Origin of the sequence: Isoptericola sp. NPDC057391, from assembly GCF_042668085.1 — a bacterium.
In the GTDB taxonomy this organism is placed as follows: Bacteria; Actinomycetota; Actinomycetes; order Actinomycetales; family Cellulomonadaceae; genus Isoptericola.
Window position 1 is genome coordinate 1 of the sequence record NZ_JBHVBO010000084.1, and the last position, 17,079, is coordinate 17,079.

Below are 17,079 nucleotides of genomic sequence, written 5' to 3' on the forward strand. Positions count from 1 at the left end.
CGCGTTCACGGGCGCCAGGGCGCCCTCCACTTCGGGAGGGATACGTCGCCGCGGAGAAACCCTCGCCCCGCTCTCGTCGTTCCTCGTGGGCGCGCCTGTGGTCGAGGCCGCGCAGCGAGGACCGCGATTGATTGCGGTCGCTGAACTATTGACGCGAGCGCCCGGCTCGGCTAGGTTCTGAGAAACCGGTTTCTGAGGCGTTTCCGGTCGCAGAGCGCGACGGGCACGGGAAGACCGACACCGACGTCGGCCGCACCACGAGCAGCACGACCAGGCACCACCGGGCGCCCCGCTCGTCCCGACCCGAGGGCTGTTCCGGCCCGAGTCTCACGAGAGGCGCGACGATGCCCTTCACGGCGGACCATCGACCCATCCCGCACCGCCCGGACTCCGCACGACCGCACCGGTCCGGTTCGCGACGCCGTCGGCTCGCCGCCGCCCTGGCCGCCCCGGCGCTCGGCCTGACGCTGCTCGCGCCGGTGGCGCACGCGTCGCCGGGCACGGACGCCGAGGCCGCGGGCCGAGCGCTGCTGCACCGCATCGGCGCACCGCCCACGACCACCGCGGACGGCCCCGTCTGGTCGCCCACCGCGACGGGCTTCGCATCCGTGCCGACCGACGACCTCCCGGACGGCACCACCGGCGGGGCGGGCGGGCGGACGGTCACCGTGCGCGACGCCGCGGACCTCGCGGCGTACGCGGCGGCCGACGAGCCGCTGACGATCGTCGTGCAGGGCACCCTCGACGTGGAGCCGTTCGGCTCGATGATCGACGTCGGGAGCGACAAGACGATCGTCGGCGCGGCGGCGGGCGGCGAGCTCGTCGGCGGCGGGCTGCGGCTGCTCGAGGTCGAGAACGTCATCATCCGCAACCTCACGTTCCGCGACTCGTACGTCCCGGCCGACTGGGACGGCAAGAGCGCCGACAACGACAACGACGGCATCCGCATCGACACGTCGGACCACGTGTGGGTGGACCACAACGAGTTCGCGCGCCTCGGCGACGGCCAGCTCGACGTCCGCAAGGACTCGACCGCGGTGACGGCGTCGTGGAACTTCTTCCACGACCACAACAAGACGCTCGGCGTCGGGTGGACGGACAACCTGCTGACGACGCTGACGCTGCACCACAACCGGTTCTCGAACGTGCACCAGCGCAACGGCAGCATCGACAACGTCGCGCTCGGCCACCTCTACAACAACTGGCTGTCCGGGGTGAGCTCCTACGGCACGACGTCCCGCGGCGGCTCCCAGCTGCTGGTCGAGTCGAGCGTCTACGAGAACGCCCGCAACCCGCTCGTCCTCAGCGGCGACGCCGCCCGCCTGCACCAGCGCGACAACCTGTTCCGCGGGAACTGGGGCGAGGAGCCGGCCGAGACCGGGCCCACCTTCGAGGCGTCCGCCCGCTACGACTACACGGCCGACCCCGTCGAGGACGTCGTCCCGCTGCTGACCCGGTACGCCGGCACCCGCTCCACGCACGACGACCGGCTCGGCCGGCGCGTCACGGTGGCGCAGGACGGTACCGGCGACTACCTGTCGCTCCAGGCCGCCGTGGGAGCGGCGTCGCGGTCGCCGCGGCCGGTCGAGATCGTCGTCGGGCCGGGGACCTACCGCGAGGTGCTCTCCGTGTGGCCGGGGGCCGAGGGGCTCACGATCCGTGGCGCGACCGGCGACCCGGCCGACGTCGTCGTCACCTACGACAAGCCGGCGAGCGACTGGGCCACCGCGACCGTCCTCGCCGACGGCGTCACCCTGCGCGACCTCACGCTCGAGAACTCCTACGACGCCGAGGCGAACGGACCGAGGGAGACCCTCGCCCTGCGCGACGCCGGCGACGGCACCGTGCTCGACGACGTCCCCCTCGTCGGCGGCGGCCGCTCGACCGACGACCCCCGCGAGTCCTGACCCGACACCCCAGGAGGAACCATGAGACCCACGACCACCCGCGCCGCGGCGCTGCTCGGCGCCCCCGTGCTGGCCCTGACCCTGCTCGGCCCCGCCGCGCACGCGGCACCCGCCGACGACCCGGCCGCCGCGGGCGCCGCCGTCCTGGAGCGGATCGGCGCACCGGGCACCACGACGGCGGACGGCCCCGTCTGGTCGCCCGTCGCGACCGGCTTCGCGTCCACGCCCACCGCCGACCTCCCGCACGGCACCACGGGCGGCGCGGGCGGCGACGTCGTCACCGTCCGCGACGCGGCCGCGCTCGCCGAGGCCGCGGCGTCGGACGAACCCCTGACCATCTACGTCAAGGGCACCATCGAGCCGGAGGAGCTCGGCTCGATGATCGACGTCGCGAGCGACAAGACCATCGTCGGGCTCGCGTCCGGCGCCGAGCTCGTGGGCGTCGGCCTGCGGCTCGACCACGTGGAGAACGTCATCGTGCGCAGCCTGCGCTTCCGCGACTCGTACGTGCCGGGCGACTGGGACGGCAAGAGCGCCGACAACGACAACGACGGCATCCGCGTCGACACGTCCAGCCACGTGTGGATCGACCACAACGAGCTCACCCGCCTCGGCGACGGGCTGATCGACGTCCGCAAGGACTCCACGGCGGTCACGCTTTCCTGGAACTACCTGCACGACCACAACAAGACGGTGGGCGTGGGCTGGACCGACAACGTGGTCACCGAGATCACGATGCACCACAACCGGTTCTCGAACACCTATCAGCGCAACGCGAGCATCGACAACGTCGCCGCCGGCCACCTGTACAACAACTGGTTCGACGGGCAGGCGCAGTACGGCACGATGTCGCGCGGCGCGTCGCAGCTCGTCGTCGAGTCGAGCGTGTACTCGAACGGCGAGGACGCGATCGTCGCCAAGGACCCGGCGTCGAGGGTCGACTCGCGCGACAACCGGTTCACGACGATCCGCGGGCGCAAGGACGACACCGGGCCGACGTTCGACCCGGCCGCGCGGTACGCGTACTCGCCGGACGACGTGGACGACGTCGTGGAGCTCCTCACGGCGGGCGCGGGCACGCTCGGCGCGCCCGAGAAGGTCCGCCGCACGGTCACGGTGGCGCTCGACGGCACCGGCGACTACGCGTCGGTCGGGGCCGCGGTGGGCGCAGCCTCGCGCTCGCCGCACCCGGTCGACGTCGTCGTCGAGCCGGGCGTCTACCGCGAGGTCGTGCGCGTCTGGCCCGGCGCCGACGGCCTCACGATCCGCGGCGCCACGGGCGACCCGGAGGACGTCGTGCTCACCTACGACCTCGCCGCCGGTCAGGCCAAGTTCTACGGCGGCACGTTCGGGCACACCGGCTCGCCGGTGCTGTCGGTGCTGGCCGAGGACGTCACGCTGCGCGACCTCACCGTCGAGAACGCCTACGACGAGGCCGCGCACGGCGGCAGCCAGGCGCTCGCGCTGCGCACGTCGGGCGACCGCACCGTGCTCGACGGCGTGCGGCTGCTGGGCAACCAGGACACGTACCTGGCCGACCCGGGCTCCGGCGACACGGCGGCCCGCACCTACGTGACGGACTCGTACATCGAGGGCGACGTCGACTTCGTCTACGGCGGCGGCACCCTCGTCGTCGAGGACTCGGAGATCCGTTCGCTCGACCGCGGCTCCGCGACGAACAACGGGTACGTGGCCGCGCCGGCGACGGTGCCGGGCGGCCAGGGCTTCCTGTTCACCGGCAGCCGCTTCACCTCCGACGCGGCGGCGGGCACCGTCTTCCTCGGCCGCCCGTGGCACCCGAGCAGCAACCCGCTGGTCGACCCGTCCGTCGTCGTGCGGGACTCGTGGCTGGGTGCGCACGTCGGCACACCGGCCTGGTCGGACATGAGCGGCTGGTCGTGGCGCGACGACTTCATGCGCGAGCACCGCAACGCCGGACCGGGCGCCGCGCCCGCCGGCGAGGCCGTCGACGGTCGCCCCCAGCTGACCGCCGACGAGGCCGCCGCGCACACCCGCGAGACGTACCTCTCCGGCGACGACGGGTGGGCGCCGTGGCGCTGACCTGGCCCGTGGCGAGCGCGGTCCGCGGCGCATGGGCGACGTCGTCCCGCACCGTGGGCCGCGCTCATCACGACGTTCGTCACAGCGCGCGCGGTGGCGGCCTCGGGGCAGTAGGGTCGACGACGGTTCAGGCCGCCCCCGCGGCCCTCGGAAGGCACCCATCCCCGTGGCCACAGGAGGCTGCATGGTTCCGGACGTGCGCCGGTGACGCCGGTCGAGGCCGTCCCCGTCGGGCGGCTCGACGTGGTCGGGGCGTGGAGCGTGCGTACCGTCGACGACCTCGCGGACGTGCGCGCCGCGCTCGAGACCCGCCTGCCGTGCGACTGTGCGCCCGCCCGCGTCGGCCCGTCCGGCGACCTCGGCGGGCTGTCCGGGCGGCAGCGCATGGTGCTGGTGGCGAGCGAGCTGGTGGCGAACGCCCTGGAGCACGCCCGCCCGCCCGTGGTCGCGCGGCTGCTGTGCGACGGCGACGTCGCCGTGGTGGACGTCGTCGACCGCAGCCCCGACGCGCCGCCCGTCGTCCCGCACGACCGCGAGCCGGGCGAGGGCGGCCACGGCCTGCGCCTCGCGAAGACGATCGCCGACGAGGTCGGCTGGTACCGCACGGACCGCGGCGAGAAGCACGTGTGGGCGCGGTTCACGACCGCGGACCCGGCGCCCGTCACCGCGCCGCAGGGCCTGGCCGGCCACGGCGCGGCGGGCGCGTCGCCCCGAGGGGCCTACCGCGGCGCGTAGCGCTCGGGCGTGAACGCCGCGGCGACGAGCGCGCGCAGGTCCTCCAGGCCGCCGTCCACCAGCCCTCGAGCACGGGCCTGCACGAGCAGGTTGCCGATGGCGGTGGCCTCGACGGGCCCGGCGACCACGGGCAGCCCGGAGCGGTCCGCCGTCGCCTGGCACAGCAGCGTGTTCTGCGCACCGCCGCCGACGACGTGGATGGTCGACACGGTGCGCCCGGCGAGCTTCGCCGCCGTCGTGACGGCGTCCGCGAACGCCTGCGCCAGGCTCTCGACGATGCTGCGCACGTACTCCCCGCGCGTGGCGGGCACGGGCTGGTCGCGCTCGCGGCACCAGTCGGCGATCCGCCCGGGGATGTCGCCCGGCGGCAGGAAGCGCGGGTCGTCGACGTCGAAGACGGCCACCGGCGCCGTGACGTGCGCCGCCTCGGCCAAGAGCTCCTGCAGCGTGCTGGAACGCTGCGCCGCCGTGGACTCGCGCTCCCAGGTGCGGATCGACTCGCTGAGCAGCCACAGGCCCATGACGTTGTGCAGGAACCGCGTGCGCCCGTCGACGCCGCCCTCGTTGGTGAAGCCGGCGAGGCGGGCGTCCTCGGAGAGCACCGGCGCGTCGAGCTCCAGGCCGACCAGACCCCAGGTGCCGCACGAGACGTAGGCGACGTCCCGGCCGGTGGCAGGGACGGCGACGACGGCGGAGGCCGTGTCGTGCGAGCCGACCGCCGTGACCTCCAAGGCCCGGCCCACGAGCTGCGCGACGTCGGGCCGCAGCGTGCCGAGCGACGTCCCCGGCTCGACGACCGGGGGCAGCAGGCCGGCGGGGAGGCCGACCAGGCCGGCGAGCTCCGTGTCCCACTCCCCCGTGCGCGCGTCCAGCAGCCCGGTGGTGGAGGCGTTGGTGCGCTCGGCGACCTCGGCGCCGGTGAGCCAGTGCGCGAGCAGGTCGGGCACCAGCAGCAGCCGGTCGGCGAGGTCGAGCAGCGGCCCCTCCGTGGCGAGCTGGAACACGGTGTTGAACGGCAGGTGCTGGAGCCCGTTGCGCGCGTACAGCGCCGCGGCGTCGACCCGCGCGTGCACGCGCTCCACGCCGTCCGCCGTCCGCGCGTCCCGGTAGTGGTACGGCACGCCGAGCAGCCGGCCGCCGCGCAGCAGGCCGTAGTCCACGGCCCACGAGTCGATCCCGACGCCGAGGATCTCCCCCGGCGCCTCGCGCTCGGCCGCGGCCAGCCCGTCGAGCACCTGGCGGTAGAGCTCCAGCAGGTTCCAGTGCAGCCCGTCGGGCGTGCGGACCGGCTCGTTGGGGAACCGCGCCACGTGCTGCAGCCGCAGCCCCTCGCGGCCGCCGAAGCGGCCCAGGATGACGCGGCCGCTGGTGGCGCCCAGGTCGACGGCGGCGAGGGTGCCCGTCGTCGACCCCGGGGCTGCCGACACCGCCGTCATCGCAGGAACGCCTGCGCCACGCCGGCGTCGACGGGCACGTGCAGGCCGGTGGTGTGCGAGAAGTCGGACGTGCACAGCGCGTAGACGGCGTTCGCGACGTGCTCGGGCAGCACCTCGCGCTTGAGCAGCGTGCGCTGGGCGTAGAACTTGCCCAGGTCCTGCTCCTCGATGCCGTACGTCTTGGCGCGGTTGGCGCCCCAGCCGGAGGCGAAGATGCCGGAGCCGCGCACGACGCCGTCCGGGTTGATGCCGTTGACCTTGATGCCGTGCTCGCCGAGCTCGGCGGCCAGCAGCCGCACCTGGTGCGCCTGGTCGGCCTTGGTGGCGGAGTACGCGATGTTGTTGGGGCCGGCGAAGACGGAGTTCTTCGACGAGATGTAGACGATGTCGCCGCCGAGCTTCTGGTCCACGAGGATGCGCGCGGCGTTCTTGGCCACGAGGAACGAGCCCTTGGCCATGACGTCGTGCTGCAGGTCCCAGTCCGCCTCGGTGGTGTCGAAGAGCGACTTGCTCAGGGACAGGCCCGCGTTGTTCACGATGATGTCCACGCCGCCGAAGGCGAGGACGGCCTCGGCGAGCGCGGCCTGGACGGCGGCCTCGTCGGCGACGTTCGCCGCCAGCCCGATCGCGACGTCGGTGTTCCCGAGCTCGGCGGCCGCCGCCTGGGCCTTCTCCAGGTCGAGGTCGGCGACGACGACGCAGGCGCCCTCCGCCGCGAGGCGGGTGGCGATGGCCTTGCCGATGCCCGACGCCGCGCCGGTGACGAACGCGATGCGCGTGGCGAGCGGCTTGGGCTTCGGCTTGCGCTGGAGCTTGGCCTCCTCGAGCGCCCAGTACTCGATGCGGAACTTCTCCGACTCGTCGATCGGGGCGTAGGTGGACAGGGCCTCGGCGCCGCGCATGACGTTGATCGCGTTGACGTAGAACTCGCCGGCCACGCGGGCGGTCTGCTTGTCCGCGCCGTAGGAGAACATCCCGACGCCCGGCACGAGCACGATGGCCGGGTCCGCGCCGCGCATGGCGGGCGGCTCCTCGCCGCGGGCGCGCGCCTCGGCGGCGCCGCGCTCGTAGTACGCCGTGTAGTCGGCGCGGTACGCCTCGTGCAGCTCGGGCAGGCGCTCCACGATCTCCTCGACCGTCGCGGTGGCCGGCAGGTCCACGACCAGCGGCTTCACCTTGGTGCGCAGGAAGTGGTCGGGGCAGCTGGTGCCGAGCTCCGCGAGGCGCGCGTGCTCGGCGCTCGCCAGGAAGTCGAGGACGACGTCGGCGTCGGTGAAGTGGCCGACCTGCGGCTTGTCGTGGGAGGCGACGGCCCGCAGGTGCGGGGCGAGCGCGGCGGCCTTGGCGCGGCGCTCGTCGTCGGGCAGGGCGCCGTAGCCGTCGAGGGCCGGGCCGAAGGGCTCCGGCGCGCCGTGCTCCGCGATGTACGCGGCGGCGGTCTCGATGATCCACAGCGAGCTCGCCTCGGCCTCCTCGGCCGTGTCGCCCCAGGCGGTGATGCCGTGCCCGCCGAGCACGGTGCCGATCGCGTCGGGGTTCGCCGCCTTGATCTCCGCGATGTCCAGGCCGAGCTGGAAGCCGGGGCGGCGCCACGGCACCCACACGACCTTGCCGCCGAAGATCTTCTGCGTGAGCTCGGGGCCGTCGACGGCGGTCGCGATCGCGATGCCGGCGTCCGGGTGCAGGTGGTCCACGTGCGCGGCGTCGACGAGGCCGTGCATGGCCGTGTCGATGCTCGGGGCGGCGCCGCCCTTGCCGTGCAGGCAGTAGTCGAAGGCGGCGACCATCTCGTCCTCGCGCTCCACCCCCGGGTACACGTCGACCAGGGCGCGCAGGCGGTCGAGCCGCAGCACGGCGAGGCCCTTCGAGGTTAGGGTGCCGAGGTCGCCGCCGGAGCCCTTGACCCACAGCAGCTCGACGTCCTGCCCGGTGACCGGGTCCTTCTCGATCCCCTTGGCGGACGTGTTGCCGCCGGCGTAGTTGGTGTTCCGCGGGTCGGCGCCCAGGCGGTTCGACCGCGCGACGAGGGCCTCCACGGTCGGGTTGACGGTCTGGTTCGACATCGGTGCTCCGGTGGTCGGTCCGTCGTCCGACGGACGGGTGGGTGTCAGGGGTACGGGGTCAGCGCGGGGGCTCGTGCGTGGTGCCGACGAGGGCGTCGGTCGTGAGCCACGCGACGATCCGCGCGAGGCTGCGCGCGGAGCCGGGGTGCTCGGGATGGTTGAGGTGGCCGTGCACGGTGCCGTCCTCGCGGACCACGAGGACGTCGACCCCGGCGGCCGCGAGCTCGGCGGCGTAGGCCTCGCCGCCCGAGCGCAGGGCGTCGTGGTCGGAGTTGACGACCAGCGTGGGCGGCAGGCCGCGCAGGTCCTGGCCGCCGGGGAACGCGTAGGGCGAGGTCGCCGGGCCGTCGTGGCCGAGGTAGTTCGCGTTCATCGCGCGCACCGCCGCGGGCGGGAAGTCCTTCTCCGGCGGCAGCGCCGCGACCTTGGCGGCCAGCTCCTCCGAGGGCGCGGGCAGCTCCTGGTGAGTCACCGGGTAGGCGAGCACGACGCTGCGCGGCGCCGGGACCACGCCGTCGGGCGTGCCGCCCTGACCGAGCGAGCCGAGCGGGACCGCGCCGTCGCGCAGGCGCAGCGACGCCCCCGCGGCGAGGTCGCCGCCGGCGCTGGCGCCGCCCAGCGACCACCGCCCCGCGGGGACGCCGAGGTCGGCGGCGCCGCCCCCCGCGGCCCACGCGAACGCGAAGGCGACCTCCTCGGACGGCACCGGGAAGCGGACACCGCCGGTGCCGGGCGTCGCGCCCGCGGCGCGGTAGTCGATCGCGGGCACCAGGCGGTACTCGACGCTCACGACGGCGATCCCCGCCGCGGCGAGACCGCGCGCGACGCCGTCGGCCTCGGGCATGTCGAGGTCGCCGTGCGCGAACGCCCCGCCGTGCGCCCACACCATGCCCGCGACGGGCGTGCCGTCCGGGCGGTAGACACGCACCCGCAGGTCGCCGTGCGGCCCCGCGAGCACGCGGTCGGCGACCGCGGCGCCCCGGCCCGCCGGGCCTGGCGCGGTGTCCGCCGTCGCGCCCGCCGCCGTCGTCGTCATGCTCAGGCGCCCCAGCCGGCCTGCTGGCCGCCGACGCGCTCGGCCGCGATCTTCTCCGCGTACCCCGAGGCGGCGAACGCCTTCATCGGGTCGGCGTCCAGGCCCTGCTCGGTGCGCAGGTCGGCGAGCAAGTCACGGACGTCGGTGTTGTACGCGTCCATGAGCACGCCGTTGGCGCCGAGCACGTCCCCGGAGCGCTGCGCGGCGTCGAGCGCCTCGGCGTCCACGAGCAGCGCCTTGGCCGTGGCCTCCTGCACGTTCATCACGGAGCGGATCTGGCCGGGGATCTTCTCCTCGACGTTGTGGCACTGGTCGAGCATGAAGTTCACCCCCGACTCCGGTCGCAGCGCGTCGGCCTGCACGATCTCGTGCATGATCCGGAACAGCTGGAACGGGTCCGCGGCGCCGGCCATGAGGTCGTCGTCGGCGTAGAAGCGCGAGTTGAAGTCGAACGCCCCGAGCCGGCCCTGGCGCAGCAGCTGCGCCACGATGAACTCGATGTTGGTGCCGGGCGCGTGGTGGCCCGTGTCCAGCACGACGTTCGCCTTCTCGCCGAGGGCCAGGCAGTGCAGCAGGGACGTGCCCCAGTCCGGCACGTCCGTGTGGTAGAACGCCGGCTCGAAGAACTTGTACTCGAGCACCATGCGGTGGTCGTCGTCGAGCTCGGCGTAGATCTCCGCGAGCGACTCGGCCAGCCGGTCCTGACGGGCGCGGATCGAGTCCTGACCGGGGTAGTTGGTGCCGTCCGGCAGCCAGACCTTCAGCTCCTTGGACCCCGTGGCGCGCATGACGTCGATGCACTGCACGTGGTGGGCCACGGCCTTGCGGCGCACGGCCGGGTCGGAGTGCGTGAGGGAGCCGAGCTTGTAGTCGTCGTCCTGGAACAGGTTCGAGTTGATCATCCCGATGGTCACGCCGTGCTCCTTGGCGTGCCGGGCCAGGTCGGAGAAGTCGTCGACCAGGTCCCACGGGACGTGCAGCGACACGCGCGGAGCGATGCCCGTGTAGCGGTGCACCTGGGCGGCGTCCGCGATCTTCTCGTACGGGTCGCGGGGGGTCCCGGGCGTGCCGAAGACCTTGAACCGGGTGCCCGAGTTGCCGAACGCCCACGAGGGCAGCTCGATGGTCTGCTCGCCGAGGGCCTTGCGCAGCCGTGCGTCGAGCACGGGCGTCGTCGCCGTCATGTGTCCTCCTCGTCCGCGCTCCCTCGCGCGATGGTGGTGCGGCCGGCAGGGCGACCGCTTTGAATCGTTTCATAGCCTAGGCGGGGCGCGAGGCGGCGTCAACCGTCCGCGCACGTTCGAACACCCGCCCGCCGACTTGTCAGGGCCAGGAGCACGTATACGTGAACCTAGCCCTGACAACTCGCGAGCGCTGGGAGGTGTCAGGGCCACGAGCAGGTATACGTGCGCGTGGCCCTGACAGGTCGCGGACGGTCAGCCGGCGCGGCGCGCGGCGTCGAGCTGCGACTCCAGGTGGAAGACCTCCTCGAGCTGGACGAAGCCTTCGTCGGGGCGCCCCTCGGCAGGCTCGAAGAAGTCCTTCATGGCGGCCTGCCAGCGCTCGTTCACCTCGCGGGCGGCCATGTCGCGCTGCGCGCGCTCGTAGTCGTCGGTCCGCAGGACGCCGACGAGCAGCCCGTCGGCGCCGAGGAACAGGCGGTAGTCGTGCCAGCCGGTCTCGGCGAGAGCCTCGAGCATCTCGGGCCAGACGGCGGCGTGCGCGGCCTTGTACTCCTCGATCCGGTCGCGTCGTACGCGGGACACGAAGCAGACGTGCGTCGTTGCGCCGTCGTCGATGAAACGGTTCATACGATGAACCTAGCAACACGAGACCGCGCTGGTCGCCGCCCGGTCCGGCGCCCAGGTACCTCTACGCTGGAGCCCAGGCGCGACGACGCGCCCGAAACCCGAGGAGCAGCCCATGACGACGACCGCCCCGCGCCGCCGCGCGTCGATCAGCGACGTCGCGCGCCAGGCCAAGGTGTCGGTCGGCACGGTCTCGAACGTGCTCAACCGTCCCGACCGCGTCTCGCCTACCACCCGCGAGCGGGTGCTCGCCGCCATCGACGACCTCGCGTTCGTGCCCAACGGCTCCGCCCGGCAGCTGCGCGCCGGCACCATCACGACGGCGGGCGCCATCGTGCTCGACGTGTCCAACCCGTTCTTCACCGACGTGGCGCGCGGCATCGAGGACCGCCTCGAGGAGGCGGACTACACGCTCATGCTCGCCAGCTCCGACGAGAAGCCGGAGCGCGAGGCCCGCTACCTGCGACTCTTCGAGGAGCACGGCGTTCAGGGCGTGATGGTCGTGCCTGCCACGCAGGACCTCGAGCACCTCGAGACCCTCCGCGCCCGCGGCCTGCGCGTCGTGCTGCTCGACCGCCCGTCGCCGGTCGACACGCTGTCGTCGGTGGCCGTCGACGACCGCGCGGGTGCCGCCGCCGCCGCGCGCCACCTCGTCGACCTCGGGCACGAGCGGATCGCCTTCCTCAACGGGCCGCACACCATCCGCCAGTGCGCCGACCGCAGCGCCGGCCTGCACGACGCGCTCGTGGAGCTGGACCTCGACCCCGCCGAGGCGCTGGTCGAGATCACGATCGCCACGCTCAACGCCGACGGCGGCCAGTCCGGCACCGAGCAGGTCCTCGCGCTCGCCGACCGCCCGACGGCCACCATGTGCGTCAACGACCTCACCGCCCTCGGCGCCCTGCGCACGCTTCGCGCGGCGGACGTCCCCGTGCCGTCCGGCATGGCCGTGGTGGGGTACGACGACGTCACGTTCGCGGGCGAGCTGGCCACGCCGCTCACGTCGGTGCGCCAGCCGACCCACCAGCTCGGCCACCGCGCAGCGGACCTGCTGCTGGACCCCCACGACGCCGTCGAGCAGGTGACGTTCCAGCCCGAGCTGGTCGTCCGCGAGTCCACGACCGGCGTCGGCTGACCCGATACGCCTTCCACCAAGCGATCCTTCGCGCCATCCGCACCGATGACGCAAAGGATCGCTTGCTGGAAGGGCGACCGGAAGGGCGGCAAGCGCTTCCCCGTTGAATCGATACATGACAGACTCGGGTCATGCGACGACGCACGACTCCGGAGTCCACCCCGACCCCTCGCCCCTGGAACGCCGGCCTCGTCGGCCTCGGCTTCGGCGGCGACTACAACCCCGAGCAGTGGCCCGACGACGTGCGTCTCGAGGACCTCGAGCTCATGCGCGAGGCCGGCGTCACGATCCTCAGCGTGGCGATCTTCTCCTGGGCGACGATCGAGCCGCGCGAGGGCGAGCTCGACTGGGCCTGGCTCGACCAGACGATGGACCGGCTGCACGCCGCCGGCATCCAGGTCGCGCTCGCCACCGCCACCGCGTCGCCGCCGCCGTGGCTCACGCGCAAGCACCCCGAGATCCTGCCCCGCCTGGCCGACGGGACCGCGCTGCACCAGGGCGGCCGCCAGGCCTACGCCGTCACGCACCCCGTGCACCGCGACTACGCGCTGCGCATGACCACCCGCATCGCCGAGCGCTACCGCGACCACCCCGCGCTCGCCGTCTGGCACGTGGACAACGAGATCGGCTGCCACGTGCCGCGCGACTGGTCCGACGCCGCCGCGGCCGCGTTCCGCGACTGGCTGCGCGCGCGCTACGGCAGCGTGGACGCGCTCAACGAGGCGTGGGGCACGGCCTTCTGGTCGCAGCGCTACGGGTCGTTCGACGACGTGCTGCCGCCGCTCGTCGCGCCCACCTTCGCCAATCCCACGCAGCAGCTCGACTTCCACCGCTTCTCCTCCGACGCGCTGCTCGACTACTACCTCGACCTGCGCGACACCCTGCGGGAGATCACGCCGGACGTGCCCGTCACGACCAACCTCATGGCGACGGCGCACTGCCAGGGCATGGACTACTTCCGGTGGGGGCCGGAGCTCGACGTCGTCGCGAACGACCACTACACCTACCCCGCCGACCCCGAGCGGCACGTCGACCTCGCGTTCTCCGCCGACCTCACGCGCGGCGTCGCGGGCGGCGCGCCGTGGGTCCTCATGGAGCACTCGACGTCGGCCGTGAACTGGCAGCCGCGCAACACGCCCAAGGCGCCGGGCGAGATGCTGCGCAACTCCCTGCAGCACGTGGCCCGCGGCGCGGACGCGGTGATGTTCTTCCAGTGGCGCCAGTCGCGGGCCGGCGCCGAGAAGTACCACTCGGCGATGGTGCCCCACGCCGGCCGGGACTCCGACGTCTGGCGCGACGTCGTCACGCTCGGGCGCGCGCTGCGGGCGCTGGGCGAGGTCCGCGGGTCGCGAGTGCGCTCGCGCGCGGCCGTCGTCGTGGACTATCCGTCGTGGTGGGGGGCGGAGCTCGACTCGCACCCCACGCAGGACCTGCGCTACATGGACCAGGTGCAGGCCTGGTACCGGGCGCTGTGGCGGCTCGGCGTCACGACCGACCTCGTGCCGCCGGGCGCCGGCCTCGACGGCTACGAACTCGTGGTGCTGCCCACGACGTACGTCGTCACGGACGCCGACGCCGCGAACGTCGCTGCCGCCGCCGAGCGCGGGGCGACCGTCGTCGTCACCTACTTCTCCGGCATCGTCGACGAGCACGACCACGTGCGGCTCGGCGGCTACCCGGGCGCCTTCCGCGACCTGCTCGGGGTGCGCACCGAGGAGTTCCACCCGCTGCAGGACGGCGCGCCGGTGCGCGTGGTCGGCAAGGCGGTGGGCGGCGAGGCCACCGCGGACCTGTGGACCGAGAAGACGCACGTGGCCGAGGGCACGGAGGTGGTCGCGTCGTACGACGACGGCGCCCTCGCCGGGCGGCCGGCGGTCACCCGCCGCGAGGTCGGGGCCGGTCGGGCGTGGTACGTCGGGACGCGGCTCGACGACGCGGGCCTGGGCGCGCTCGCCGAGCGGCTCGTGGCCGACGCCGGCGTCGGGCCGGACGTCGTCGCACCGGCGGGCGTGGAGGTCGTGCGGCGGTGGGCCGACGACGGCGCGACGTCGTGGCTGTTCGCGATCAACCACACCGGGGCCGAGGCGACGCTCGGCACGCCGGACTCCCCGGTGACCGGCACGGAGCTGCTGAGCGGCGACGCCGTCGACGGTGCCCTCGTCGTGCCGGCAGGCGCGGTGCGGGTGGTGCGGGTCGGCTGAGGCGGATATCGCCGTGCGCCCCGCGGGCCCGGCCCGTAGGGTGCACGGCCATGGGAACTCTGTGAGAGAACGGCGCCGACGCGTCGAGCGGGCCCGAGCGCACCGCTCCGCGTCGGCGTTCGCACGCCCGCCGTCCTCCACCACCGCCGACGCCGGCGACGGAAGGAGTCCCGACCGTGGACCCGTCACAGCTCACCCTCACCGACCTCACCCTGCGCTACGCCGACCGTGTGGTGCTCGACCGCCTGTCCCTGACCGTCTCCCCCGGCGAGCGCGTCGGCGTCGTCGGCGACAACGGCTCCGGCAAGAGCACCCTGCTGGCCGTCGTCGCCGGCGTGCTGGAGCCACAGAACGGGACGCGCGTGGTGCGCGCCCCGGGCGGGCTCGGCTACCTGCCGCAGACCCTCGACCTCCCGCCCGCCCGCACCGTGGGACAGGCGATCGACCACGTGCTGGCGGACGTGCGCGCGCTCGCGGCGGAGGTCGCCGCGCTCGAGGACCGCCTCGGGGCCCTCGACGGCGCCGCGCTGGACGACGCGCTGCGCCGGTACGCGGAGCTCACCGCTCGCTTCGACGCCCGGGACGGGCGCGGGGCCGACCGCCGCGTGGACGTCGCGCTGCACCGGCTCGGGCTCCCCGGCCTGGACCGCGGCCGGGCGCTCGGCACGCTGTCGGGCGGCGAGCGCGCGCGCCTCGCACTGGCGGCGACCCTCGCCGCCGACCCCGAGCTGCTGCTGCTCGACGAGCCGACCAACGACCTCGACGACGACGCGCTCGACTGGCTCGCGGAGCGGCTGCGGTCGCACGACGGCACCGTCGTCGCCGTCACCCACGACCGCGCGTTCCTCGCGGACCTCACGACGACCCTCGTCGAGGTCGACGGAGGACGCGCCCGCCGCTACGGCACCGGCTGGGCGGGCTACCTCGCCGCGAAGGAGGCCGAGCGCGAGCAGCTCCGGCAGGCGTACGAGCGGTGGCGCGCGGAGGTCGGCCGGCAGGAGCGGGTCGCGGCGACCAACGTCGAGGCGATGGAGCAGATCCCGCGCAAGCTGCCGATGGCGTCGTTCGGCTCGGGCGCGTTCCGGGCCAGGGCGCGCACGCACGGCGCGACCGGGCGCATCCGCCGCGCCAAGGAGCAGCTGCGGCGGCTCGCCGACGCCCCGGCCGAACGGCCCGCCGACCGCGCCGAGTTCCGGACGGACGTCGCCACCGCCTCGACCGGGGCCGACGACGGTGCCGGCTGGGCCGTCGAGCTCGACGGCGTCGAGGTGCGCGGCCGGCTCTCGGTCCCCCGCCTCACGGTGGCCGCGGGCGAGCACGTGCTCGTGACCGGCCCGAACGGCGCGGGCAAGAGCACGCTGCTCGGGGTGATCGCGGGCGACGTCGGGCCAGACGCCGGCACGGCGCGCCGCACGGGCGCCGTCGGCCACCTGCGGCAGACGGTCGCGTTCGCCGCGGACGACGGCCGCACGGTGCTGCACGCGTTCGCGGCCGGGCGCCCCGGCGACCTGGAGGAGCACGCGGAGGCGCTGCTCGCGACGGGCCTGTTCCGCCCCGACGACCTGCCCCGGCCGGTGCGCGAGCTGTCCCAGGGGCAGCGCTCCCGCCTCGAGCTCGCCCGGGTCGTCACCGCCACCACGGACGTGCTGCTCGTGGACGAGCCGACCAACCACCTCTCCCCCGCGCTCGTCGAGGAGCTGGAGCGCGCGTTCGCGGCCTTCGACGGCACGCTCGTGCTCGTCTCCCACGACCGCCTGATGCGCGAGCGCTTCACCGGTCGCCGTCTCGCGCTCGAGGGCGGCCACGTCGTCGCCGACTCCGCCACCCTGCCGAGATAGAGAATCCGACGGTCACAGGGCTCGCCAGCGCAGCTCGAGCGAGCGGGCCTGCGGGCGGAGCATCGCCGTCGGCCACACGTCCGGGCCGCACGCGCGCGAGCCCAGGCCGTGCTGGGCGGCGTCCACGTACAGGTGGTGCCGCGTCGGGACCGGCAGCTCGTGCGGGTGCGCCGCCGCGGAGAGCTCGTGGGCCGAGTGCCGGGAGAGCGTGAACCCGGGCAGGCGGCCGCGGGCGTCGCGGCCCAGCGTCAGGCCCGCCCACGGGCGGCCGCCGCGCTCCAGCACGAGCTCACGCACCTCCGACCGGTGCCCCGACTCCTGCGGCCGCGCGTACGGCACGGTCAGGTCGTCGATCCCGGCCCGGTGGCGCCCCACCACCACCGAGGAGCGCACGTCCGGGTACGAGTCGTGCGGCCCCAGCCCGAACCACGCGGCGCCGTCGACGTCGGCCGGCAGCGCCAGGTGCACGCCGACCCTCGGCCACACGTCGTCCCACCGGTCGTCCGGCGTCAGGACGACGCGCAGCACGGCCTCGACGACGCCGTCCGCGGCCCGCTCGGCGGTCCACGTCTCCTCGACGGCGATCGACGCGCGGCTCTGCGCCGCGGACACGCGCCGCTGCACGGACAGCCGGTCGGCCGTCTGCTCGACGGCGACGGTGCGGTGCGTGAGCCGGTCCAGGCCCTGGCTCCGCCAGCGGTCCGCCGCCGACGGCGCGGGCGTGCCGCGCCACGGCAGGGTGGTCGGGTCGTCGCCGTCGTAGCTGCCCATCGCGGCGCCGCGGTCGTTGTCGGTGGGCGCGCGCCACAGCTCCACGCGCGGCGCGGACACGTCCGCCCCGGCCAGCGCCACCAGCTCC

General features: G+C 74.4%; 11 protein-coding genes and 1 pseudogene. 6 read left to right on the forward strand and 6 right to left on the reverse strand.

What is annotated here, in order from left to right:
* Positions 1 to 344 precede the first annotated feature (344 nt).
* From ACFUVW_RS11990 to ACFUVW_RS12000, 3 genes are all read left to right on the forward strand, one after another.
* Complete coding sequence (locus ACFUVW_RS11990) at positions 345 to 1,907, forward strand: pectinesterase family protein (protein WP_430571553.1); 1,563 nt, start codon at positions 345 to 347, stop codon at positions 1,905 to 1,907.
* A gap of 21 nt (positions 1,908 to 1,928) precedes the next feature.
* A complete protein-coding gene (locus tag ACFUVW_RS11995; protein WP_430571554.1) occupies positions 1,929 to 3,968 on the forward strand; it encodes a pectinesterase family protein in 2,040 nt (679 codons plus the stop codon).
* 204 nt (positions 3,969 to 4,172) lie between these two features.
* Positions 4,173 to 4,703 (forward strand): ATP-binding protein, encoded by a 531-nt coding sequence (locus ACFUVW_RS12000; RefSeq protein WP_430571555.1) that lies wholly within the window; start codon positions 4,173 to 4,175, stop codon positions 4,701 to 4,703.
* Here ACFUVW_RS12000 and ACFUVW_RS12005 read toward each other — a convergent pair.
* The 5 genes from ACFUVW_RS12005 to ACFUVW_RS12025 form a co-directional block, all read right to left on the reverse strand.
* Complete coding sequence (locus ACFUVW_RS12005) at positions 4,688 to 6,130, reverse strand: rhamnulokinase family protein (protein WP_430571556.1); 1,443 nt, start codon at positions 6,128 to 6,130, stop codon at positions 4,688 to 4,690. The genes ACFUVW_RS12000 and ACFUVW_RS12005 overlap by 16 nt on opposite strands.
* Before the next feature lie 5 nt (positions 6,131 to 6,135).
* Positions 6,136 to 8,202 (reverse strand): bifunctional aldolase/short-chain dehydrogenase, encoded by a 2,067-nt coding sequence (locus ACFUVW_RS12010; RefSeq protein ID WP_430571557.1) that lies wholly within the window; start codon positions 8,200 to 8,202, stop codon positions 6,136 to 6,138.
* Positions 8,203 to 8,260: 58 nt separating this feature from the next.
* Positions 8,261 to 9,238, reverse strand: a complete 978-nt coding sequence (locus ACFUVW_RS12015) for an alpha/beta hydrolase (RefSeq protein WP_430571558.1) — start codon at positions 9,236 to 9,238, stop codon at positions 8,261 to 8,263.
* A gap of 2 nt (positions 9,239 to 9,240) precedes the next feature.
* Positions 9,241 to 10,422: an L-rhamnose isomerase gene (gene rhaI, locus ACFUVW_RS12020; protein ID WP_430571559.1), complete on the reverse strand. Its 1,182-nt coding sequence runs from the start codon at positions 10,420 to 10,422 to the stop codon at positions 9,241 to 9,243.
* Positions 10,423 to 10,674: 252 nt separating this feature from the next.
* Entirely contained in the window at positions 10,675 to 11,049 is a 375-nt protein-coding gene (locus ACFUVW_RS12025; RefSeq protein WP_430571560.1) for an L-rhamnose mutarotase, read from the reverse strand.
* Between the two features lie 112 nt (positions 11,050 to 11,161).
* On the opposite strand from ACFUVW_RS12025, the gene ACFUVW_RS12030 reads away from it, so the two are divergent.
* From ACFUVW_RS12030 to abc-f, 3 genes are all read left to right on the forward strand, one after another.
* Positions 11,162 to 12,181: a LacI family DNA-binding transcriptional regulator gene (locus tag ACFUVW_RS12030; RefSeq protein ID WP_430571561.1), complete on the forward strand. Its 1,020-nt coding sequence runs from the start codon at positions 11,162 to 11,164 to the stop codon at positions 12,179 to 12,181.
* A gap of 131 nt (positions 12,182 to 12,312) precedes the next feature.
* A complete protein-coding gene (locus ACFUVW_RS12035) occupies positions 12,313 to 14,382 on the forward strand; it encodes a beta-galactosidase (RefSeq protein WP_430571562.1) in 2,070 nt (689 codons plus the stop codon).
* A 176-nt stretch (positions 14,383 to 14,558) separates the two neighbouring features.
* Positions 14,559 to 16,220, forward strand: a complete 1,662-nt coding sequence (abc-f, locus tag ACFUVW_RS12040) for a ribosomal protection-like ABC-F family protein (protein ID WP_430571563.1) — start codon at positions 14,559 to 14,561, stop codon at positions 16,218 to 16,220.
* A gap of 12 nt (positions 16,221 to 16,232) precedes the next feature.
* Here abc-f and ACFUVW_RS12045 read toward each other — a convergent pair.
* Positions 16,233 to 17,079: pseudogene (locus tag ACFUVW_RS12045) on the reverse strand (beta-galactosidase); the annotation flags it as partial.

Bases quoted from the DNA above. Each gene is read 5' to 3' on its own strand.
- ACFUVW_RS11990 (WP_430571553.1), top strand. From the start codon at position 345: ATGCCCTTCACGGCGGACCATCGACCCATCCCGCACCGCCCGGACTCC.
- ACFUVW_RS11995 (WP_430571554.1), top strand. From the start codon at position 1,929: ATGAGACCCACGACCACCCGCGCCGCGGCGCTGCTCGGCGCCCCCGTG.
- ACFUVW_RS12010 (WP_430571557.1), bottom strand. From the start codon at position 8,202: ATGTCGAACCAGACCGTCAACCCGACCGTGGAGGCCCTCGTCGCGCGG.
- ACFUVW_RS12015 (WP_430571558.1), bottom strand. From the start codon at position 9,238: ATGACGACGACGGCGGCGGGCGCGACGGCGGACACCGCGCCAGGCCCG.
- rhaI (WP_430571559.1), bottom strand. From the start codon at position 10,422: ATGACGGCGACGACGCCCGTGCTCGACGCACGGCTGCGCAAGGCCCTC.
- ACFUVW_RS12025 (WP_430571560.1), bottom strand. From the start codon at position 11,049: ATGAACCGTTTCATCGACGACGGCGCAACGACGCACGTCTGCTTCGTG.
- ACFUVW_RS12030 (WP_430571561.1), top strand. From the start codon at position 11,162: ATGACGACGACCGCCCCGCGCCGCCGCGCGTCGATCAGCGACGTCGCG.
- ACFUVW_RS12035 (WP_430571562.1), top strand. From the start codon at position 12,313: ATGCGACGACGCACGACTCCGGAGTCCACCCCGACCCCTCGCCCCTGG.